This window comes from Maribacter sp. LLG6340-A2 (assembly GCF_045057105.1).
In the GTDB taxonomy this organism is placed as follows: domain Bacteria; phylum Bacteroidota; class Bacteroidia; order Flavobacteriales; family Flavobacteriaceae; genus Maribacter.
This window is the reverse complement of sequence record NZ_CP159332.1, coordinates 1,655,916-1,677,591: the sequence shown is the minus strand read 5'-3', so window position 1 is coordinate 1,677,591 and position 21,676 is coordinate 1,655,916. Positions and strand designations below refer to the sequence as shown.

Genomic DNA, 21,676 nt, shown 5'->3' with positions numbered 1-21,676 from the left:
TAAAAAAATGGGGATGCACCTTAGTTACTGGGAACGTAAATCATGGTTTTCAAACATCGATTTTACCATTATTGGAAGCGGTATTGTGGGCTTAAATTGTGCCTTGGCCCTTAGGAATACATATCCGGCAGCCCGTATTCTGGTCGTGGAGAAAGGAACACTTCCCCAGGGAGCTAGCACAAAAAATGCGGGATTTGCTTGTTTTGGCAGCATTTCTGAAATTTTATCGGATTTAAGACATCATACGGAACAAGAGGTTCAGAATTTGGTTCAGGATAGATTTAAGGGGATACAAGTATTACGTAGCCTTGTGGGCGATACCGCATTAGGATTCAAAAAATATGGAGGCCATGAACTATTTCTGGCTAATCAGGCTCAACTCTTTCAAACCTGCAAAGAACAACTAAAAAGGGTAAACGAGCTATTATATCCAATTTTTCAAGGTAATGCCTTTAGTGTACAACCCAATCATTTTGGTTTTAAAGAGATTGAGAAAGAATATATTTCCCATGCGTATGAAGGTCAAATTGATACAGGAAGTATGATGAAATCCTTAGTATTATTGGCACTTAAACAGCATATTACAATACTTAATTCTATCACTGTTCGTGATTTTGAGGATATGGGTCATCATGTCGTAGTCCGTACCAATGAAGTAGAATTTAATAGTAAGAAATTAATTATAGCCACCAACGGTTTTGCAAAACAATTGCTATCAGAAGAAGTGCAACCAGCTCGTGCACAAATTGTACTCACCAAGCCCATTCCCGGCTTAAACATAAAAGGCACTTTTCATTTAGAAGAAGGATTTTATTATTTTAGGAATATAGAGAACAGAATACTTTTGGGTGGTGGAAGAAACATGGATTTTAAAACAGAGGAAACTACAGAATTTGGAACAACAGCTTTGATCGAGGATAAATTAAAACTATTGTTGCAAACGGTGATTTTACCCCATACCCCATTTGAAATTGATATGAAATGGAGTGGCATAATGGGTGTTGGTCCTCAAAAGAAACCAATCATAAAGAAGGTGACGGATAATGTAGCTTGTGGTGTTCGTTTGGGCGGTATGGGCATTGCTATTGGTGCCAATGTAGGGCGCCAGGCAGCGGACCTTTTTAAATAGGATTAATCCATTCAACCCTTTTTTTTTAATCTTGTCCAAAAGAGCGTTGTTCTCTATAAAATATATCTAAATTGTAGCGATCTACAGCTTATTTAAGCTAATACGATAGTTTATATAGAACGGTATTCTATACGTATAGTAGATAGATTGGAGAACTATATGAAGAAAATAAATTTTAGGTTTAATGTTGTCATAGTTCTGGCCATTATTTTATGTAGTGGTATTGTGGGCTGTGGAACAAGCAAGACACATTATCAAAGAGAATATGCCAAGGTCTGGAAAGAATTAATAAAATCGCAGGCATGGAAAGAATCGTTGATGACCAATAATAACAACAGTACAAAGGAACTGTACGCTAGTGCAAATGCTGAGGAAACAATCTTGGAAGAAGAAAGAATAGCTGGTCTGGACTTTAATAATAAATACCAAGAATTAGTTTCAAAAGCCTATTTTAAAATTATTACTGAAGCGGAAAAAGCAGATGCAGTCATATCTGCCGAGTATAAATTGATACAGTCCAATGATTCTATCAATAACTACCCTAAAAAAAGGGTACAAGAAATCACCAAAAAGTATAACGCTCATAAAGCCATGTTGAGCGGATTAAAATCTTGGAACATTTTCAGTGATGATCGCTCAGGAGATTTGGATTATTTTAAAGCGGAAAATGAAAGAGAAATTCTTAAAATGATGCGTTCTGGAGAAAAAGACCATCAAATGGTTAATTTTTTAATCTATAAATTGGCAGATTTATACCACGTTGAAGAAAACTGATGACTTGCAGGGTGTTAAAGAAGGCGCATATCAATATTGTGTCCGGTTTGTTACTGATAAATTAGATACCATTCATTCGCAGATAGCGGAACTTGAAACTGCTTTAACTTCAGAAACCAAGAGTAGTGCTGGTGATAAGCATGAAACAGGTAGGGCCATGATTCAATTGGAGCGGGAAAAGTTGGGTCAACGATTAAAAGAATTGGAAAAAACAAAATCCGTACTTTCCAAAATACCCCTAAGAACAGCTGCGACCAATATTGGTCTAGGTAATTTGGTTATAACCGATGTCGCACTTTATTATATTGGAATTTCTGCAGGGGAGTATAAACATGCTTCAACCTCCGTCTACTGTATATCGGCAGGTACACCTATAGGACAATTACTATTTGGTAAAGCGGCAGGGCAACATTTCAATTTTAATGGCAAAACCATTACAATACTAACAATTCACTAATTTATCGTACAAAATATTTCGCTATCTTAATCCCGGCATACGTTTTATTGCCTAAATAATAATATGGAGAAGAAGCAAAAATTACGTAGCAGCGAGTGGTTTGGCGGTAATGATAAAATGGGTTTTGTACATAGATCTTGGTTAAGAAACCAAGGGTACCCAGATGATTATTTTGAAGGAAAACCTGTAATAGGAATTTGTAACACGTGGTCAGAGTTGACACCGTGTAACGGTCATCTTCGTGATTTTGCCGAAGTGGTAAAAAGAGGAATTTTGGAAGCGGGCGGTTTTCCGTTGGAGTTTCCGGTAATGTCCTTGGGCGAGACCATAATGAAACCTACTACTATGTTATTTCGGAATTTGGCCAGTATGGATACGGAAGAATCCATCCGTGCCAATCCGTTGGATGGTATAGTGTTATTGACGGGGTGTGATAAAACAACACCTTCTACTATAATGGGGGCTTGTAGTGTAGACCTACCCACTATTGTTGTTCCAGGAGGACCCATGTTAAGCGGTAGGTTTAGAGGAGAAAAAATAGGTTCCGGTTCTATGAATTGGATGATAAAGGAACGTCAAGAAATTGCCGGGTATTCATCAGAAGATATTAAGGAGGCCGAAGTTTGTGTTGCAAGAAGTATTGGGCATTGCAATACCATGGGTACTGCCTCTACCATGGCAACCATGTGTGAAGCCCTTGGACTTACCTTACCAGGGTTTTCTTCCATACCAGCCGTAGATTCCAGAAAAAAATTGTTTGCACAACTATCCGGCAGACGCATTGTGGAAATGGTAAAGGAAGACCTTACTCTTTCAAAAATATTAACAAGGGAAGCATTTGAGAATGCAATAATTACGAACGCTGCAGTTGGCGGATCCACAAACTTGATCATTCATTTAATAGCCATTGCAGGAAGAATAGGAGTAGAATTGAACTTGGAGGATTTTGATAAGGTAGGGAGCAAAGTGCCCTTACTTGTAAATCTAAAACCATCCGGAAAATATTTAATGGAAGACTTCTTTTATGCAGGTGGATTGCCGGTAGTCATGAAAGAACTAAAACCCATATTACATCATACAAGCATAACGGTAAATGGCAAGCTTATTACCGATAATTATGAAAAAGACATATGTTATGATAGAGATGTTATTGCAACGTTAGAAAAGCCTTTTCAAAAAAAGGCTGGTATTGCGGTGTTAAAAGGGAATCTTTGTGAAAATGGAGCGGTAATAAAACCCTCAGCGGCTACGCCAAGGTTAATGCAACACAGGGGTGAGGCGGTGGTTTTTGAAAGTATGGAAGATTACCATGAACGTATAGACGATCCTAACCTGGAAATTGATGAGAACAGCGTTATTGTTTTAAAAGGAGTAGGGCCAAAAGGATATCCAGGAATGCCGGAAGTTGGTAATGTAGACCTACCTAAAAAATTATTGGCCAAGGGAATAACGGATATAGTTCGTATTTCCGATGGCAGAATGAGCGGAACGGCCGCTGGTACGGTCATCTTACATGTTTCCCCGGAATCTACCATAGGCGGTACCTTGGCATTGGTAAAAAACGGGGATATAATAGAACTCAATGTTGAAAAACGCAGCTTACACCTAGATGTGGATTTGGAAGAACTGGTTAGGCGAAAGAAAGAGTGGGTTGCTCCAGAGCCTTTGGCAAAACGGGGGTATGTTAAAATGTATATAGATCATGTAGAACAAGCGGATAAAGGAGCCGATCTGGATTTTCTTGTGGGAGGTTCTGGGTCTAAAGTAGAACGGGATTTACACTAGGTTATGGAAATAGTTTACCTCATTATTGCGGTCATTGCGATTATTATATTGACAACGAAGCTTAAAATTCATGCTTTTTTGGCCTTGTTCATCATTTCTATACTTTATGGGATTTTTGCCGGTATGCCCTATGCGGATATTATAATGTCCATAAATGAAGGTTTTGGAGGTACGCTTGGTAAAATAGGCTTGATTATAGTCCTTGGGGTAATCATAGGGGCATTTTTAGAAAATACGGGTGGCGCTATTGCCATTGCTGAAAAAGTATTGAAGGTAATAGGGAGTAAAAGGGTACCTACCGCAATGGGTATTATAGGATATATTGTATCTATTCCAGTCTTTGCCGATAGCGGTTTTATGCTGTTACATCCCTTGAACAAAAGCCTTTCCAAGAGGGCAAAAATATCCATAGCCGGTCCGGCCATTGCCTTAGGTCTGGGTCTTATGGCCTCGCACACCATGGTGCCTCCTACTCCGGGGCCAATTGCTGCTGCCGGTATATTGGAGGCGGATTTGGGCTTGGTCATCGCCTTTGGTTTTCCAACTAGTTTAATTGCGTTGGCCGTAGGGATTATTTTTGCCAAAAAGTATGCTTCCAAAACATATATTGATCCAGGCGTAGAGCTAACGGAAGATAATACGGGGGAATCAAAAGACTCTCCAAGTGCATTTAAGGCCTCTATTCCCATTTTGGTGCCTATCGTGCTAATTGTACTGAAGTCTGTCCTTAATCCCGTAAAAACGGGTATGGATAATGCATTTATTGCTATGATCAATTTTGTAGGGGAACCGGTTATCTCCTTGTTGATCGGAATTCTTTTATGCTTGCTATTGCCAAAAAAAATCAATAAAGAAATGCTCTCCTCTACCGGGTGGGTAGGAAAAGCTATAAAAGATGCTGCATCTATTATTTTAATAACAGGTGCTGGTGGAATTTTTGGTAAAATTTTACAAAATTCTGGCATAGCCGAAATATTGGGACAGACCTTGACCGATTATAATATGGGGATATTTCTTCCGTTTGTTTTGGCAGCGGCAATTAAGACCGCCCAAGGTTCTTCAACGGTTGCTTTGGTTACAACGGCATCGATTATCATGCCCATGATGGGTTCGTTGGGCTTTGATTCTGAAATTCAAAAAGCCTTGGTCGTTATTGTAATTGGCGCGGGGTCGGCTGTGGTATCACATGCAAATGACAGTTTCTTTTGGGTAGTGACCCAAATGAGCGGTATGAACGTTAATACAGGTTATCGACTATTTAGTTTGGGCAGTGGCCTGTTAGGACTAACCGGTGCCATTGCGGTGTTTATTTTTTATACAATTTTTACATAAGCTAATTTATATGAAAGCATATCATACAAAAAAAGGAATATTGATTGAGCAAGAGGATGTGTTCCATGTATTGGAACATGAGGATTGGGATACATTTATTAATGACGATGATATTATTGCAAACACCCAATCAAAACTAAATGAAGGCAACAGAATAAAAAATGCCGATGCGATCTTGGTAAAACAAGTAAAGGCACCGGTACAAAGCCAGGAAATTTGGGCCAGTGGCGTAACATATTACAATAGCAAGCTAGGTAGGGAAGAAGAATCCAAGGAGTCTGGCGGAAGCAGTTTTTATGCCAGGGTATATGAGGCCGATCGGCCAGAACTATTCTTTAAGGCTACGGCACACCGTACCGTTGGTAATGGGGGTATTGTTCGTATCCGAAAAGACTCCACCTGGAACGTTCCGGAGCCAGAATTGACCTTGGTCATTACCTCTACGGGGAAAGTAATAGGATATACTATAGGAAATGACATGAGTTCCAGAAGTATAGAAGGGGAAAATCCTTTATACCTGCCTCAGGCAAAAACCTATGATGGTTGCGCAGCGTTAGGTCCTTGTGTTTTGTTGCGTAACGACCCATTACCTACAGAAACAAAAATTACCTTGACCATAACTAGAAAGGGAGATGTTGTATTTAACAAGGATATTGGTTTAGACCAAATCAAGCGAAAGTTAGAGGATATTGTAGGGTATTTATATAGGGAGTGTACGTTTCCTTACGGAAGTTTGTTGATGACCGGTACTGGAATAATTCCCCCAACCGAGTTTACTTTGGCTATAGGTGATGAGGTTACCATATCTATTGATGGTATTGGGAGTTTGGTCAATACGGTAGGCTAATACTCCGGTTTGTTTCTATTTGCTTTTTTAAGCGATGCTAGTTTTTTGTTTTTCAATCTTTTTTCAATTGAAGATCGGGTTGGTTTACTTTTTTTTCTGGGTTTGGCAATGGCCAATGTGTTATCCATCAATCTAAAAAACCGTACAATGACCAGTTCTTTGTTTTTATGCTGGCTTCTGGTTTCATCGCATTGTAGGATCAGTAATCCATCATTGGTCAGTTTATTTTTTAATTTCAGATAAATTCTTTTCTTCTCTTTATCCGATAGTCCAATAGACGTATTTACATTAAAGGTAAGCTCTACTTTTGAGGAAACTTTATTTGCATGTTGACCACCAGGGCCACTACTTCTAATAGCCTTGTATTGTAGTTCTTTAAGAATTTGTTCTTGGTTCAAGTTGGTGTTTTAAACAAATGTAAGTAAAATCAAATGTTCCTAAACACACTAAGAATTTTGAAAATTTTAAACGCAATAAGTCAATGCTAGGCCGTTGTAGCCTCTTGTATACGTTGGTTTATAGTTTCAATAGCCACATTAAGAAATACCTCCTTGCCTTTGGGCAGCAACTGTTCTGCATTGAAAAATACAGTTTCACCACCCTCGTTTTTACTATCTGTCAAATAATGGCTTCCCATGGGATAGGCTTTCTCAACGGTAACCTTAAGGCCAGAAGATGGAGAAACCCTAAATTCATGCGCATAGACAATAATTTTTCGTTTGGTATTGGCATAGGTTTTAAGCACATCTATAGCAATCATACTTGCTTCACCAAACAATGATGCTACATATAAGGACTTAGGGTTACGGTAAAGCTCCATAGGTCTAGCTCTGGCTATAATCTCTTTATTGCGAAGTACAAAGGCCCGGTCTGCAAAAGGTAATACATCGTGCACATCATGGGTAGCCACAATAGTTGTGATTCTATTCTCCTTTAAATAATTAAAGATATTACGTCGTAAACTGTTTTTGAGAAAATTATCGATATGTCCAAAAGGTTCATCTAAAAGTAGTACCTCTGGTTTTTGTGCCAAGACCCTAGCTAAAGCTACCCGCTGTTGTTGTCCGCCACTTAAGGTTTTTACTTTTTTATCGGCAAATTCGGTTAGTTCTATCATTTCCAAAAGTTCCTGTGTTCTTTGCTCAAGCTCATCAGGATAAAAAACGGACAAGTATTGGCTTATGTTCTCGGCAACCGTAATGAACGGCATAAGGTCAAAATCTTGGGAGAGATATTTCATAAAAGGAGCGCCGGGTACCAGGTTGTAGGCAGGACCAAGGATTTGCTCATCTTCCCAAAAAATTTCACCATGTTCCAAGTCCATCAAACCATACATTAGTTTGAGCAAAGTACTTTTTCCACATCCGCTTTCTCCAACAATGGCCACATGTTCCCCACGTTGTATACGAATGTTGATGGAAGAAAGGACTTCTAAATTATCATAGGAAAAAGAAAGGTTTTCTACTCGTAACATGTATTTGTTCTTTGATATGCAAAATTGAAAAAATCCGCTTCTATTTGAAACGGATTTTTCAATATTTTATTGATTCTTTAGAAAAACTTAATCTTTAAAATCTTTAAGGGCCGCTTTATTGGGTAATTCCCTATAACCCATATTATATAAGGTAAACCCAAAAATATCGGCATACTGTTCAATAGTTTTACTTACCGGTGTACCGGCTCCATGACCCGCATTGGTTTCAATACGGATTAAGGTAGGGTTGGTACCTGCATGTTTTTCCTGTAGCTCTGCCGCAAATTTAAAACTATGCGCTGGCACTACTCGGTCATCATGGTCTCCCGTAGTTACTAGTGTAGCTGGGTATTCCGTACCGGCTTTTACATTATGTACCGGAGAATAGCCCTTTAAATACTCAAACATTTCTTTATCATCCTCTGCCGTACCATAATCATAGGCCCAACCTGCACCCGCGGTAAATGTATGATAACGCAGCATGTCCATAACGCCTACTGCTGGCAACGCCACCTGCATTAAATCTGGTCTTTGCGTCATGGTAGCACCAACCAGTAAACCACCATTAGACCCACCTCTGATCGCTAAATATTCCTTTGAAGTATAGTTGTTGGCAATAAGGTATTCTGCCGCAGCTATAAAGTCGTCAAAAACATTTTGTTTTTTGGTTTTTGTGCCTGCATTATGCCATTCTTTACCATATTCTCCACCACCACGTAAATTTGGAACGGCATAGACGCCACCTTGTTCCATCCAAACGGCATTGGTAATACTGAACGAAGGAGTTAAACTTACATTGAACCCGCCATAGCCGTATAATATTGTGGGGTTCTTACCATTAAGTTCCAAGCCTTTTTTATAGGTGATCATCATAGGAATCTTGGTACCGTCCTTAGAATTGTAAAAGACCTGTTTGGATTCGTAATCATTAGGATTAAAATCTATCTCGGGTTTCCAATACAATTCATATTCACCACTTTCAACATCGTATTTATAGGTAGAGCCCGGAGTGTTATAGTTTGTAAAGGAGAAATAGAATTCCTTGTCTTCTTTTTCACCTCCAAAACCGCCTGCAGAACCCAACCCGGGTAATTTAACTTCACGGATAAGGTTACCCTCATAATCATATTGGTAAACCTTTGAAATAGCGTCTACCATGTATTCCGTAAAGAAATAACCGCCACCCGTACTGGGGCTAAGTACGTTTTCCGTTTCCGGGATAAAATCTTTCCAATTTTCTTCCTGTGGATTATTGGCATCTACGGTGACAATTTTTTTATTGGGTGCATTCCTATCGGTTACGATATAAAGCTTTGAGCCCACATTGTCAATAACATAGTTGTCAGATTCGGTATCCTCTACAATTGGTATCAGTAATCCGTTAGGGTCTTCTAAATTTTTTACAAATAATTTATTACCAGACGTAGAGACAGATGCACTAAGAATTAGGTACTTATTGTCCTCTGTGACACTAGCTCCAATGTATCTATGCTTTTCAAGAGGAGTACCTCCAAAAATCAATTTATCTGACTTTTGGGGAGTGCCTAATTTGTGATAATATACTTTGTGTTGGTCTGTTTTTGCAGAAAGTTCGCTTCCTTTTGGTTTATCGTAACTAGAATAATAAAAACCGTCATTACCACGCCAAGAAATACCACTAAATTTTATATCAACCAATGTATCCTCAATAATTTCCTTGGTCTTGGCATTCAAAACAATGGCCTTGCGCCAATCGCTACCACCTTCTGATATTAGATAAGTTGCCAAGGAGCCATCTTTGGTAAAGGTTAAACCGGCCAAGGATGTGGTACCGTCTTCTGAAAATGTATTGGGATCCAAGAAAACCTCCGGTTCCTCATCACCTTTGGCTCTGTAGACGACATATTGGTTTTGCAAACCATCATTTTTATAGAAGTAGGTGTATTCTCCTCTCTTTCTTGGGGAACCTAGCTTTTCATAGTTCCATAATTTTTCCAGTCTTTTCTTTAGGGCTTCCCTAAATGGAATTTGTTCCAAATAGCCAAAAGTAGTTTTATTTTGTTCCTTTACCCAGGCTTCCGTTTCTGGACTTCTATCATCTTCTAGCCAACGATATGGATCTTTTACTTCAGTTCCAAAATAGTTGTCCGTAGTATCTACTTTTGCAGTTGATGGGTAATTCACAGTAATAGGTTGGGGTTTAGCTTCATTTTTACATGAAGAAATTAAAATTAAGGTCAAAAGACCCGGTAGTATTTTTTTCATTAGTAGTTGAGTTTCTACTAAAATACCATAAAAAAACCTTCAAGACTTAACTGTTTTGAAGGTTTTAACGTTGTTATGGGTATAAATTATACTAAGCCTTTTTCTACTAAGTATTCTGAAATTTGAACAGCATTGGTTGCGGCACCCTTTCTAAGGTTATCTGCAACGATCCACATATTCAAAGTATTTCTTTGCGTTTCATCTCTACGTAAACGCCCAACAAAAACCTCATCCTTATCATGTGCATATATAGGCATTGGGTAGGTGTTGGTATCTGGATTGTCCTGTACGGTTACACCGGGCATTTCATTTAATAATTGACGAACTTCATTCAACTCAAAGTCATTTTCAAATTCTACGTTGACTGACTCAGAGTGTCCACCTGCAGTAGGAATACGTACAGCGGTAGCACTAACCGAGAATGTACGGTCATCTAATATTTTCTGTGGCTCACGAGCCAGTTTCATTTCTTCTTTGGTGTAACCGTTCTCTAGGAAAACATCGCAATGAGGTAAAGCATTTCTTCCTATAGGGTAAGGATATGCCATTTCACCTTGTACCCCTGCAATTTCATTTTCCAATTGTTTTACCGCTTTTACACCGGTACCGGAAACAGATTGGTAGGTAGAAACGACAACACGTTTCATTTTATATTTTTTGTGTAACGGGTGTAGGGCCATCACCAACTGTATGGTAGAGCAGTTTGGGTTGGCTATAATTTTATCTTCAGCGGTAAGCTCATGAGCATTAATTTCTGGAACCACTAATTTTTTAGTTGGGTCCATTCTCCAGGCAGAGGAATTATCTACTACCGTTGTTCCTACTTCGGCAAATTTTGGGGCCCATTCTAAAGAAGTGTCTCCACCTGCAGAAAATATGGCAATATTAGGTCTTGCGGCAACGGCATCTGCCAAGCCTATAACCGTATGTTCCTTTCCCTTAAAGGTCATTTTTTTACCTACAGAACGTTCAGAGGCTACCAATAATAATTCCGTTAAAGGAAAATTACGTTCAGCCAATACTTTCAACATTACATCGCCAACCATGCCTGTGGCACCAATTACAGCTACTTTCATTTGTAAAACAATTATATTAAGCGGCAAAAATACGTATTACTACTACTTGCACAAGCAAAAAAGAAAAGAATAATCAAAATATAACAAAATGTTTAATTTGTAACAATATTTTAATTTTGTTCATTTGTAAGGTGTGTTGTAAAAAAAGAACCGTCAACATTGTTAGCGAAACAACGTTGACGGTTTAAGTTAAAATATGTTGCAGTGCAACGGCTCCCTTAAATAAGGGTATATTTTAAATTACTTTTTTAAAGCATCTCTAATTTCTGCCAATAATTCTTCAGCAGTAGGACCTGCTGGAGCTTCTTCTACTGGAGCAGGAGGAGTTTTAGTTTTATTGTATGCTTTAACGATCATGAATAATACAAAACCAACAATGATCAAGTTGATAATGGCATTGATCCATTTTCCGTACATGATTGCATTTTCTGGCTTGGTTACCTCACCGTCTGCAGCAACAACTGCCTCGTCCAATACAATTTTCATATCTGCAAAATCAACTCCACCGCTGAAATGTCCTACAATAGGCATCATAATGTCGCCAACGAATCCGCTAACAACTAATCCCATAGCACCTGCAAGTAATACAGCCACCGCTAAATCTATGACGTTACCCGTCATAATGAAATCCTTAAATTCTTTTAACATGTTTCTAGTGTTTTTATTAATGGTTAATACTAATTACGGCAAGGTACTAAAAATTTTTAATCCTTAAAATAATGTTAAATTAATTCTTTAGTAGAATTCTTGGTATTCGCTGGGACATTCCGGTCAGTAGCTCATAAGAAATGGTATTGGCAGTTTTGGAAAATTCCGTTGCCGGTAGATCCTTCCCAAAAATTATGACTTCGTCCCCTTCTTTGCATGCAATCTCGGTCACGTCTACCATAATCATGTCCATACAAACATTACCGACTATTGGGGCCAATTGGCCATTAATGCTGACCTTGGTATTGCCTTGGCCATATTGTCTGCCTATGCCATCTGCATGCCCCAATGGCAAGGTGGCGGTAACGGTTGGTTTTGATGAAATATATTTGCGGTTGTAGCCTACGGATTCTCCTGATGGAATGATGTGCTTTTGGGCAATTATAGTTTTTAAAGTTACTACGGGAATCAATGCTTTATCTATGGTTTCATCATTTCCATACCCATATAGCCCAATACCGCTACGTACCATATCTAATTGTGCATAAGGATAATTAATAATGCCCGAAGTGTTGAGCACATGTTTGATCATTTTATAGTTGAACATAGCTTCGGCCTTTTGGTAAATGGCTTCAAAACGACTGAGCTGCAATTGGGTAAATTCGGTTTCATTTTTATCTTCCGTCGCTGCCAAATGAGATAGAATGGCCTTCACGCGTATTGCTTTTTGCGCATTAATAGTTTCGTGAATATCCATTAAATCGTCATAAGTAAAACCTAATCTATTGAGACCGGTATTGAATTTTAAATGAACGGGATATTCCTTTGTTCCCATTTCCTCAGCCATACTAATGAATTGGCCTAAAATAGTGTGGGAGTAAATACTAGGCTCTAAATTATGGGTGATCAATTTTTTAAAATGAACTTTCTGAGGGTGTAACACTAAAATGGGGGTAGTAATGCCTGCTTTTCTCAATGAAATACCTTCATTAACATAAGCTACAGCAAAATAGTCCACTTGTGCATGTTGTAAGCATAATGCTATTTCTTGGGCATCACTGCCGTAACCATAGGCTTTGACAACTGCCATAAATTTAGTTTCTGGCCTTAAACGTGAGCGTAGGTACCGGTAATTGTGCTCTAATGCGTTTAAATCGATTTCAAGAATCGTTTCAGTTACTTTGGCCATTATCATTTTGTTTTGGGACCTTGATCTCCTGTGATTTTACTTCTAAGGATTTTACGCTCTCCTTAAGTTTGGCCTTATAAAATGCCCCACGGCTTAATGGTTCATACTCATTAACCTCCCCAAGCATAACCAGATTGTCATTGCTTGATTTTCTAAAACTATAATTGGCCAAATTACCGGTGCGGGTACAGATAGCGTGTACTTTAGTAACATATTCTGCTGTTGCCATTAAAGCGGGCATAGGTCCAAAGGGTTTTCCTTTAAAGTCCATATCCAGACCTGCAACAATGACCCTTACTCCTTTGTTGGCCAAATCATTGCACACGGTAACGATTTCATCATCAAAGAACTGGGCTTCATCTATTCCAATAACATCACAGGTGTCTGCAAGAATTCTAATATTTGCTGCTGCGGGTACAGGTGTGGAACGTATTTCGTTGGCATCATGCGAGACTACCATTTCATCATCATAACGGGTATCTACCATAGGTTTAAAGATTTCCACCTTTAACTTTGCAAATTGGGCGCGCTTTAGCCTTCTGATCAATTCTTCTGTCTTTCCAGAAAACATGGACCCGGCAATGACTTCTATCCATCCGAATTGTTCTTTCGGATTAACTGTGTTTTCAAGAAACATTTTGTAATTTTAGACGAAAATAAGGGGTTTTTCGTTTATTGATTAAATGAGGATAAAGTTATTAAAAAAAGCCGCCTTCTTGGTCTTGACATAAAAAATTGTGAGATGAAAAATAAGTTGAAAAAGGAGTTGAGAAAATTATCTACCGATATTCTTACGGCAGATGACCTAGATGATATTACAGGACTTTATGAAAAGTCCAGGTCGCTTTATGAAAAATTAGCGGTCCTTAAGTTTATAGAAATGGAACTTAACGACATGGAAGTAAATGTCTCTAAAAACGCCATTGCCGCCAAGTTTGAAGAAATGGCCAATGCCGTATTGGATTCAAATAAATCAGTGCCGGAAAGTAACCCGCATGAAGAGGATATTATTCAGTACCCGGGTATGGATACTATAAAAGGGTTTGTTTCTGAAATGCCTAGCAAGGATGAATTAGAAGATGTTTTGACGGAGTTTATGTCAAAGCCAGATTTAATGAAGAATGATAAAGAATTATTTACCCCTACCAAAGCAGATTTAAAACAGGCGGAAACACTGCCAAAATCTCTTAATGATCGTTTGGGAAAAAGCAATGTCAAGGTAGATCTTAATGACCGTTTGGCATTTGTAAAACATTTGTTCAATAACAATATGGAAGATTATAACCGTGTTCTATCGCAATTGAATACCATTGATACGGAGGAGCGATCAATTGCGTTTATTCAAAATATGGTAAAACCGGATTATAATAATTGGGAAGGGAAGGAACCTTTTGAAGAACGATTTTTGGAGTTGGTGTCCCGTAGATTTTCTTAATAATTAGAATATTTAAATATGAACCCAGCACTTGTGTTGGGTTTTTTACTGCATAAGCCAGATTTAAATAGTTCTTTTCTTACGTAGAAATCTAAGTTAAATTTGCAATTCAATGCTTTGAGGGCTTGCCTTGAGGTTGTTCACTATAAAACATATGGGAAAGCTGTATTTGGTACCAACACCAATTGGTAATTTAGAGGATATGACCTTAAGGGCCATTAGAGTTCTTAAAGAGGTAGATTTAATTTTGGCGGAAGATACCCGTACCAGCGGAAAGCTTTTGCAACATTTTGAAATTGCTACGCCAATGAAAAGTCACCACATGCATAATGAGCATAAAATGGTCGATTTTTTAGTGGGAAAACTAAAGGGAGGGGAGAACATCGCATTGATTTCAGATGCAGGCACACCTGCAATTTCCGATCCCGGATTTCTTTTAACCCGTGCCTGTGTAGAAGCGGGCGTTGAAGTGGAATGTTTACCAGGGGCAACAGCATTTGTTCCCGCCTTGGTCAATAGTGGCTTACCCAATGATAAGTTTGTCTTTGAAGGATTTCTTCCTGTAAAAAAAGGCAGGCAAACACGTTTAAAATTATTGGCAGAAGAACCACGTACTATAATCTTCTATGAATCTCCACATAAGCTATTAAAGACTTTGGGCAATTTTGTGGAATACTTTGGTGCGGACAGACCGGTATCCGTATCAAGGGAATTAACCAAACTCTACGAAGAAACCGTTAGGGGAACAGCAGAAGAAGTTCTAAAACACTTTACGGAAAAACCACCAAAAGGGGAAATTGTAATTATTGTTGGGGGGAATAAGTAGAATAGATAGGAGAATTTGAATAACGGTAAAGTGGAGGTAAAAAATAGGGTTTCGTTATATTTGAACATCAATATCTAAGATAGCATATAACTATCATTTTAAAATAAATGAATGACACGAACAGCATTTAAAAGAAAACTTGAGGAACATCCTAGGGAAATATCATTTTCTGAAACCATGGATGTAATCGATGCTAATTATCAATTTACACCTACCTCGTTTACCAATGGGGAAATAAAGAATGAAGCCGGTCAAAATTCCGGGTCATGTAAGGTATTTGCATTTGCACAAAAAGAGGGGCTTTCAAAAGAGGAAACCTTAGCTTGTTTTGGTCAATATTATTTTGATGAGGTGTTGCAAGAGCCAAATGGTGATGGTCATCAAAACATAAGAAATTTCATGAAAACCGGCTTCGAAGGTCTCAGTTTTGATGGGGAAGCACTAAAATTGTTATAGCATAATTTTGCCATTACATCCTTCGGTAATTATCTGATAGTTTAGAATTTATAGCATTGAACCATGCAAGAGTTATTAGTTGAGATAAGAAATTGCAAGGTTTGTAAAGCACATTTGCCCTTAGCGCCTAGACCCATAGTGGCGGGTAATAAGAATTCTAAAATTATATTGGTGAGTCAGGCACCGGGAAGAAAGGCACATGTAGAAAATAAAGCGTGGGACGATCCCAGTGGCAGAAAATTACGGGAATGGCTAGGTGTCAATGAAGAAGTATTTTATGACCCCGATAATTTTGCCGTATTGCCCATGGGGTTTTGCTATCCTGGCAAGGGAAAAACAGGAGACTTACCACCTAGAAAAGAATGTGCTCCTTTGTGGCACCCTAAGGTGTGGGAGGAATTTGAGAATGTAAAACTCATTTTACTTATTGGTAAATATGCTCAAGACCAGTACTTGGGCAAGCAAGCTAAAAAGAACCTGACCGAAAATGTTTTGCACTACAAAGAGTTTTTGCCAAAGTTTTTCTTGCTGCCACACCCCTCACCGGTGAATCATTTTTGGCGAAGAAAGAATCCTTGGTTTGAAGAAAAGGTGGTTGGCGAGTTGCAGAAATTGGTGGGGAAGATATTGGGATAGTAGGTAAATGCATTATAAGATTTATTCTTCTTCTATAATGAATAATTCTTCAACTGTAAGATTGAATAATTTTGCCATTTTAAGTGCTAAAATTACCGAAGGGTTAAATTTGTTTTTTTCAATGGCATGAATAGTTTGTCTTGAAACCCCTAGTTTTTCTGCTAAATCTGCTTGAGTAAGATCCAATCGAGCTCGTTCTACTTTTACCAGATTTTTCATTAGTGTATTTGTCTTTTTTTGAAATAAAATATAATTAGATAGACTATCATAAATAATTCTAATGTTGCTTCTAAGCTAATATTTATTTTATGAGAGATTAAGTAAATTATTACAGCGGTAAGAAGGAAAATAGTGATTGTTAATTGATAGGACTGTAGACGGAGTAAATTAATAAAATCATCTTCAACTTTTTCCTTAGAAAAAAGATAAATCAGGATTCCTAAAACAGGTGAAATATATAGCAAATGATATAAGGTAGAGCTATATAAATCTTTGAAATAATGATGTGTGCCATTTGGAACATTATTAAATCCGTCCATAAAATAATCACCACCTGTTAGTAATGATGCGGTAATAAAAATGGCAAGGCCTAATTTTTTGCACCAATTTGGAAGTACTTGAAAGTTCATAATTGTATTACTTTTCTGTTTTAAAGCTTAAAATCTTTTTTTAAAATAAAATGTGATAAGATAAATAGTAATGAAGATATATAAGGGATAAGATAGATTAAACATCATTTCAGAATTGATTAAATGTAAAATGAACGTGATTGCTAAACATAGTATAGTAGCTAGTTGATATGATTCTAATCTTAATTTGGTAATGTAATCATCCTCTACTTTTTCTTTTGATAACATATAAATCAACATTCCTAGAATCGTAAAAATATTTGCATATTTCATTATAGTGGGATTCAATAATTCATGAAGAAATGGTGAATTTTCATTGCTTTCAAAAGGTTGGGTAAATCCCATAAAAAAAGAAATGATTGAAGGTATTCCAAAGAAAATTAAGAATGTAAATAGTCCAACTATTTTAAACCTATTGGGTAGTATTTGTAAACTCATAATCTATTATTATACGCTAAAAGTAAATAAAACTTTACATATTGACAAATATAATAGTTCTTATAGTCCATAATGAAGAATTTAAAGGTTGTAAGTAAATAGTGTAATATGGTAAAAAGCGCTAATAAATTCAGATGAACCACGCTTTATTCTCAATAATGTTTAAAGCAAGGCTTTTAACGTTACAAGTGCTTAATTTTCACTTGACAATGAATTTTTAAGATACGGGAAAATTAGTATCGAGAAGCTTTAGTATACCAAAAGGTTCTCGATACACTTTTTTTTTCAATGAAAATATTGAATTAAAAACCACTTCAAATGACAATAGCGCTGCATTACCAATTGAAATTAGAAAGGAACTAGGTACTGTAGATTTAAAAATTTATTTTTTGCTAATTGCTAATTGCTAATTGCTAATTGCTAATTGCTAATTGCTAATTGCTAATTGCTAATTGCTAATTGCTAATTGCTAATTGCTAATTGCTAATTGCTAATTGCTAATTGCTAATTGCTAATTGCTAATACACAGACCCATCATGCTTGCCTTTTTCCCACCCATGTTTTCCTAGGTATTGATCGGCACTTTCAACGGCACCCGTTTCTATGGATGTTCCCATAGAGTCGTTCCAACGGTTAAGATATCCAAAGAGCGAAATAACGCCTAGCATTTCAACAATTTCACCCTCGTTCCAGTGTTGGTATAAACGTTCTTTAATTTCTGCATCTACTCCGTTAGGTACTTGTGATGCTTGTAGTGAAAAGTCTAAAGCGGCACGATCGGCATCTGAAAAAGCAGGGTGTGTTCTATATTCCCAAATATTATCTAATTGCTCTTGCTCTGCACCATAGCGTTCTGCTGCTCTAATGGCGTGGGCTTGGCAATATCTACAGCCAGTAGCATTGCTGCTTACCCAAGCAATCATTCTTTTAAGGGCAGAGGTTACGCGGCCTTCATTTGCCATTACGGCTTTGTTTAAATTAATAAAGGCTTTTGAGATGGCAGGTCTATGCTGCATGGTTAAAACCGAATTTGGGCAAAACCCAAGTGTTTCATTAAAAAATGCCGCTAATTCTTTGGTATCAGGATCATGATTAGGGTCAAGTGGTGTAACTAATGCCATACGTTTTGTTTAAGTATTTATTTAAGTTGTGTTAACTATCATGGGCTGTTAGGTTCACCATCGATGGTATTAAAGCAGCCTTTATTGTTGTATTTTTGTGTACTACAAGAAACAAAAAATTATGAGCACAACAAATCATATTAGTACCAAATGGTTGGGTAACATGTCCTTTGAAAGTAACAATCCATCCGGACATTCATTAAAAATTGATATTGCCAAAGAAGATGGTGGTGACAGTAGTGGTTTAAGACCAAAAGCCTTAATGCTCTCTTCATTGGCAGGTTGTTCTGGCTTGGATGTCGCTGCTATGTTCAAAAAGATGAAATTAGAGGTAGATGAATTTCATATTGAAACCATTGCCAACCTAACCGATGAGCACCCAAGATTTTATGATAAAGTGGTAATCGAATATCATTTTCACGGCGCAAACTTGGCGGAGAAAAAATTACAAAGAGCGGTAGATTTATCCATTGAAAAGTATTGCGGCGTAATGGAAATGTTCAGACAATTTGCAGAATTGGAGATTAAGACTGTTTTTCATAAAAAATAAATGAGCAAGTACAAATGCAAGAATCAAGTTCAAAAGAAAATACAAATACAAATTCAAAAATCAAATACAACTAAATGTCTAATAAGCCGTATGATCTAGAGGAAAGATTAGTGAATTTTGCTGCTGATGCTGCATTATTTTGTAAAGGAATTCCAAATGATTTTACAGGACAATATTATGGTCATCAGCTTTTACGATCTGCAGGTAGTTCAGCTCTTAATTTCGGAGAAATGCAGGGTGCTTAATCTGATAAAGATTTTAAAAATAAAGCAGCTATCTCTTTAAAGGAGTTGAAAGAATCTGCATCAATTTAAAGATTCTTACTAAAATAAATTATGGTGATGCCGGCAAAAGGATTATGATTTTGGATGAAGTAGAACAACTAATAAAAATTTTGGCTACTATAATTAAAAACAAAAAGCAGACAAGTAGTTAAAATTTGTTTGAAATTTTACGATTATATTGAACTTGACATTTGAATTTGAGTTTGTATTTGTATTTAAAGAACTGCCAACTGCCACTGAAAACTGATTACTAAAACCATGCGCTGGACAATTAAACCAAAACCGAAACAAGAAGATATTGACACCTTAGCCAATGCGCTTAATGTTGATAGTTTGGTGGCGCAATTATTATTGCAAAGAGGTATCTCCACCTTTGAGGAGGCAAAGCATTTCTTTCGCCCGCAGTTGAGTGATTTACATGACCCTTTTCTAATGAAGGATATGGATATTGCCGTCAATAGAATTGAAGAGGCAATTGCCAACGGAGAGAATATTCTGGTGTATGGTGATTATGATGTTGATGGTACAACTGCCGTGGCTTTATTGTCGTCTTACCTATTAAGTTATTACCCCAATGTGGCAACCTATATTCCTGACCGGTATGATGAAGGATACGGAGTCTCTTTTAAGGGAATCGATTTTGCCGAGGATAATGATTTTACATTGATCGTGGCGTTAGATTGCGGAGTAAAGGCAATTGATAAAGTAGCCTACGCAAAAGAAAAAGGAATTGATTTTATCATCTGTGACCACCATAGACCAGGTACAATATTACCAAGTGCTGTGGCAGTTTTAGACCCAAAAAGAGAAGATTGTTCATATCCTTATGATGAATTATGCGGCTGCGGAGTCGGTTTTAAGCTGATTCAAGCATTAGGCTCCCGTAGAGGTGAAACTATTGATGATGTTATCTATTATCTTGATTTAGTGGCAACTGCAATTGGAGCAGATATTGTACCGATAACTGGAGAGAATCGAATTCTGGCTTTTTATGGCTTACAGGTTATCAATCAACAACCTAGAACCGGTTTTAAAGCTATAATTGATCAAATCAATAAAAAAGAACTGACCATTACCGATGTAGTGTTCATCATTGCACCAAGAATAAATGCAGCGGGTAGAATGAAACACGGTCAGCATGCCGTAAATCTTTTGACTGAAACCAATATGGACGAAGCCTTAAAATTTGCTTCTGAAATAGAAAAGTTCAATGCGGATAGAAGAGGTCTGGATCAAAAAATTACGATAGAGGCGCTTGGTCAAATTCAGGAAAACCAAGAACAAGAAGGATTCACTTCTGTTGTATATAAAGATACTTGGCACAAAGGTGTTATAGGAATTGTAGCATCTAGACTCACGGAAACCTATTATAGGCCAACCTTGGTTTTTACCAAGAGCGGGGATAAACTGGCAGCATCGGCACGATCAGTTAAAGGTTTTGATGTGTACAATGCCTTGGAAGGATGCGCGGATTATATAGAACAGTTTGGTGGTCATAAATATGCGGCGGGCTTAACCTTATTGGAAGAGCAATACCATAATTTTAAACATCAATTTGAAAAAGTGGTCAAGGAAACTATTGATCCACAAATGTTGATACCTGAAATTACCATTGATGCTGTAATTGAATTAAAGGATATTAACCCAAAGTTGATGCGGATATTAAAACAGTTCGCCCCTTTTGGTCCGGGTAACATGTCGCCCGTATTCATGGCAGAGAACCTACAAGATACTGGTTATGCAAAAGGTGTGGGCAAAGATGAGGCACATTTAAAATTAGCTGTTGTACAACAGGGCAGTCATAAAATTGATGGTATTGGGTTTAATATGGGTAATAAACTATCAAAGGTTACCGGTAGAAAACCATTTAATGCGGTCTTTTCTATAGATGAAAACGAATGGCAGGGCAATGTTAACCTTCAATTAAAATTAAAGGATATTCAATGAGAATAGAACACATCGCTATTTGGGTGACGAACTTGGAGGAAATGCGTAAGTTTTATGTAACCTATTTCAATGCAGTTGCCGGAGAAAAGTATCATAATCCCACTAAAGAATTTACCTCTTATTTTTTAAGTTTTGCAGAGGGAGCCCGATTAGAAATCATGCATACCCCTTCCATTAATAAATCAAACTATACAAAGGAGCATACCGGATTGATTCATTTTGCTATGTCCACCGGGTCAAAAGCACAAGTAGATCTACTAACAGAAAAGTTGAGAGTAGACGGATTCACAATTGCGGGCGAACCAAGAACTACGGGTGACGGTTATTACGAAAGTGTGGTCTTGGACCCAGAAGGAAATCAGATAGAAATCACCATTTAACATTGTTATTTATAATTGT

General features: G+C 37.5%; 24 protein-coding genes. 14 read left to right on the top strand and 10 right to left on the bottom strand.

The window, feature by feature from the left end; all coding sequences use genetic code 11:
* Window positions 1-7: 7 nt before the first annotated feature.
* The 6 genes from ABVM52_RS07165 to ABVM52_RS07140 all read left to right on the top strand — a co-directional run bounded on the left by ABVM52_RS07165 (window position 8) and on the right by ABVM52_RS07140 (window position 6,324).
* On the top strand, window positions 8-1,129 hold the full coding sequence (locus ABVM52_RS07165; RefSeq protein ID WP_405384728.1) for an NAD(P)/FAD-dependent oxidoreductase: 1,122 nt from the start codon (window positions 8-10) through the stop codon (window positions 1,127-1,129).
* 159 nt (window positions 1,130-1,288) lie between these two features.
* On the top strand, window positions 1,289-1,903 hold the full coding sequence (locus ABVM52_RS07160) for a hypothetical protein (protein WP_405384727.1): 615 nt from the start codon (window positions 1,289-1,291) through the stop codon (window positions 1,901-1,903).
* Window positions 1,890-2,360, top strand: coding sequence for a 3-oxoacyl-ACP synthase (locus ABVM52_RS07155; RefSeq protein ID WP_405384726.1), 471 nt, complete (start codon window positions 1,890-1,892; stop codon window positions 2,358-2,360). Before ABVM52_RS07160 ends, ABVM52_RS07155 begins: the two co-directional genes overlap by 14 nt.
* Before the next feature lie 63 nt (window positions 2,361-2,423).
* On the top strand, window positions 2,424-4,145 hold the full coding sequence (locus tag ABVM52_RS07150; RefSeq protein ID WP_405384725.1) for an IlvD/Edd family dehydratase: 1,722 nt from the start codon (window positions 2,424-2,426) through the stop codon (window positions 4,143-4,145).
* 3 nt (window positions 4,146-4,148) lie between these two features.
* Window positions 4,149-5,477, top strand: a complete 1,329-nt coding sequence (locus ABVM52_RS07145; protein ID WP_405384724.1) for a GntP family permease — start codon at window positions 4,149-4,151, stop codon at window positions 5,475-5,477.
* 10 nt (window positions 5,478-5,487) lie between these two features.
* Window positions 5,488-6,324, top strand: a complete 837-nt coding sequence (locus ABVM52_RS07140; protein WP_405384723.1) for a fumarylacetoacetate hydrolase family protein — start codon at window positions 5,488-5,490, stop codon at window positions 6,322-6,324.
* Here the strand turns inward: ABVM52_RS07140 and arfB are convergent.
* The 7 genes from arfB to ABVM52_RS07105 form a co-directional block, all read right to left on the bottom strand.
* Window positions 6,321-6,722, bottom strand: a complete 402-nt coding sequence (gene arfB / locus ABVM52_RS07135; protein WP_405384722.1) for an alternative ribosome rescue aminoacyl-tRNA hydrolase ArfB — start codon at window positions 6,720-6,722, stop codon at window positions 6,321-6,323. The two genes, ABVM52_RS07140 and arfB, sit on opposite strands and share 4 nt — an antisense overlap.
* Window positions 6,723-6,808: 86 nt before the next feature.
* Window positions 6,809-7,798 carry an ABC transporter ATP-binding protein gene (locus ABVM52_RS07130; protein WP_405384721.1) on the bottom strand — a complete coding sequence of 330 codons (990 nt, stop codon included), beginning with the start codon at window positions 7,796-7,798 and terminating at the stop codon, window positions 6,809-6,811.
* An 87-nt stretch (window positions 7,799-7,885) separates the two neighbouring features.
* Window positions 7,886-10,042 (bottom strand): prolyl oligopeptidase family protein, encoded by a 2,157-nt coding sequence (locus ABVM52_RS07125; RefSeq protein ID WP_405384720.1) that lies wholly within the window; start codon window positions 10,040-10,042, stop codon window positions 7,886-7,888.
* 86 nt (window positions 10,043-10,128) lie between these two features.
* Entirely contained in the window at window positions 10,129-11,118 is a 990-nt protein-coding gene (locus ABVM52_RS07120; protein WP_405384719.1) for an aspartate-semialdehyde dehydrogenase, read from the bottom strand.
* A 240-nt stretch (window positions 11,119-11,358) separates the two neighbouring features.
* On the bottom strand, window positions 11,359-11,766 hold the full coding sequence (mscL, locus tag ABVM52_RS07115) for a large conductance mechanosensitive channel protein MscL (RefSeq protein WP_405384718.1): 408 nt from the start codon (window positions 11,764-11,766) through the stop codon (window positions 11,359-11,361).
* A 79-nt stretch (window positions 11,767-11,845) separates the two neighbouring features.
* Window positions 11,846-12,955, bottom strand: a complete 1,110-nt coding sequence (alr, locus tag ABVM52_RS07110) for an alanine racemase (RefSeq protein WP_405384717.1) — start codon at window positions 12,953-12,955, stop codon at window positions 11,846-11,848.
* Entirely contained in the window at window positions 12,939-13,592 is a 654-nt protein-coding gene (locus tag ABVM52_RS07105; RefSeq protein ID WP_405384716.1) for a thymidine kinase, read from the bottom strand. The genes alr and ABVM52_RS07105 overlap by 17 nt, the downstream gene beginning before the upstream one ends.
* Window positions 13,593-13,697: 105 nt before the next feature.
* Here ABVM52_RS07105 and ABVM52_RS07100 point away from each other — a divergent pair, with 105 nt between their 5' ends.
* From ABVM52_RS07100 to ABVM52_RS07085, 4 genes are all read left to right on the top strand, one after another.
* Window positions 13,698-14,390 carry a hypothetical protein gene (locus ABVM52_RS07100; RefSeq protein ID WP_405384715.1) on the top strand — a complete coding sequence of 231 codons (693 nt, stop codon included), beginning with the start codon at window positions 13,698-13,700 and terminating at the stop codon, window positions 14,388-14,390.
* A 154-nt stretch (window positions 14,391-14,544) separates the two neighbouring features.
* The gene (gene rsmI, locus ABVM52_RS07095) at window positions 14,545-15,216 is read left to right on the top strand and encodes a 16S rRNA (cytidine(1402)-2'-O)-methyltransferase (RefSeq protein ID WP_405384714.1); all 672 of its coding nucleotides are present in this window, start codon (window positions 14,545-14,547) and stop codon (window positions 15,214-15,216) included.
* A gap of 111 nt (window positions 15,217-15,327) precedes the next feature.
* Window positions 15,328-15,672: a HopJ type III effector protein gene (locus ABVM52_RS07090; protein WP_405384712.1), complete on the top strand. Its 345-nt coding sequence runs from the start codon at window positions 15,328-15,330 to the stop codon at window positions 15,670-15,672.
* A gap of 63 nt (window positions 15,673-15,735) precedes the next feature.
* Complete coding sequence (locus ABVM52_RS07085) at window positions 15,736-16,308, top strand: uracil-DNA glycosylase family protein (RefSeq protein ID WP_405384710.1); 573 nt, start codon at window positions 15,736-15,738, stop codon at window positions 16,306-16,308.
* 21 nt (window positions 16,309-16,329) lie between these two features.
* Here the strand turns inward: ABVM52_RS07085 and ABVM52_RS07080 are convergent, their stop codons facing one another.
* From ABVM52_RS07080 to ABVM52_RS07070, 3 genes are all read right to left on the bottom strand, one after another.
* Window positions 16,330-16,527, bottom strand: a complete 198-nt coding sequence (locus tag ABVM52_RS07080; protein ID WP_405384709.1) for a helix-turn-helix transcriptional regulator — start codon at window positions 16,525-16,527, stop codon at window positions 16,330-16,332.
* Window positions 16,527-16,937 (bottom strand): hypothetical protein, encoded by a 411-nt coding sequence (locus tag ABVM52_RS07075; RefSeq protein ID WP_405384708.1) that lies wholly within the window; start codon window positions 16,935-16,937, stop codon window positions 16,527-16,529. The genes ABVM52_RS07080 and ABVM52_RS07075 overlap by 1 nt, the downstream gene beginning before the upstream one ends.
* Before the next feature lie 956 nt (window positions 16,938-17,893).
* Window positions 17,894-18,496 carry a carboxymuconolactone decarboxylase family protein gene (locus ABVM52_RS07070; protein WP_405384707.1) on the bottom strand — a complete coding sequence of 201 codons (603 nt, stop codon included), beginning with the start codon at window positions 18,494-18,496 and terminating at the stop codon, window positions 17,894-17,896.
* 121 nt (window positions 18,497-18,617) lie between these two features.
* Here ABVM52_RS07070 and ABVM52_RS07065 point away from each other — a divergent pair, with 121 nt between their 5' ends.
* The 4 genes from ABVM52_RS07065 (at window position 18,618) to ABVM52_RS07050 (ending at window position 21,657) form a co-directional block, all read left to right on the top strand.
* Window positions 18,618-19,046: an OsmC family protein gene (locus ABVM52_RS07065; RefSeq protein ID WP_116771468.1), complete on the top strand. Its 429-nt coding sequence runs from the start codon at window positions 18,618-18,620 to the stop codon at window positions 19,044-19,046.
* A gap of 74 nt (window positions 19,047-19,120) precedes the next feature.
* A complete protein-coding gene (locus ABVM52_RS07060) occupies window positions 19,121-19,291 on the top strand; it encodes a four helix bundle protein (RefSeq protein WP_405384706.1) in 171 nt (56 codons plus the stop codon).
* A 297-nt stretch (window positions 19,292-19,588) separates the two neighbouring features.
* A complete protein-coding gene (gene recJ / locus ABVM52_RS07055; RefSeq protein ID WP_405384705.1) occupies window positions 19,589-21,277 on the top strand; it encodes a single-stranded-DNA-specific exonuclease RecJ in 1,689 nt (562 codons plus the stop codon).
* Window positions 21,274-21,657, top strand: a complete 384-nt coding sequence (locus ABVM52_RS07050) for a VOC family protein (protein ID WP_405384704.1) — start codon at window positions 21,274-21,276, stop codon at window positions 21,655-21,657. Before recJ ends, ABVM52_RS07050 begins: the two co-directional genes overlap by 4 nt.
* Window positions 21,658-21,676: the final 19 nt, after the last annotated feature.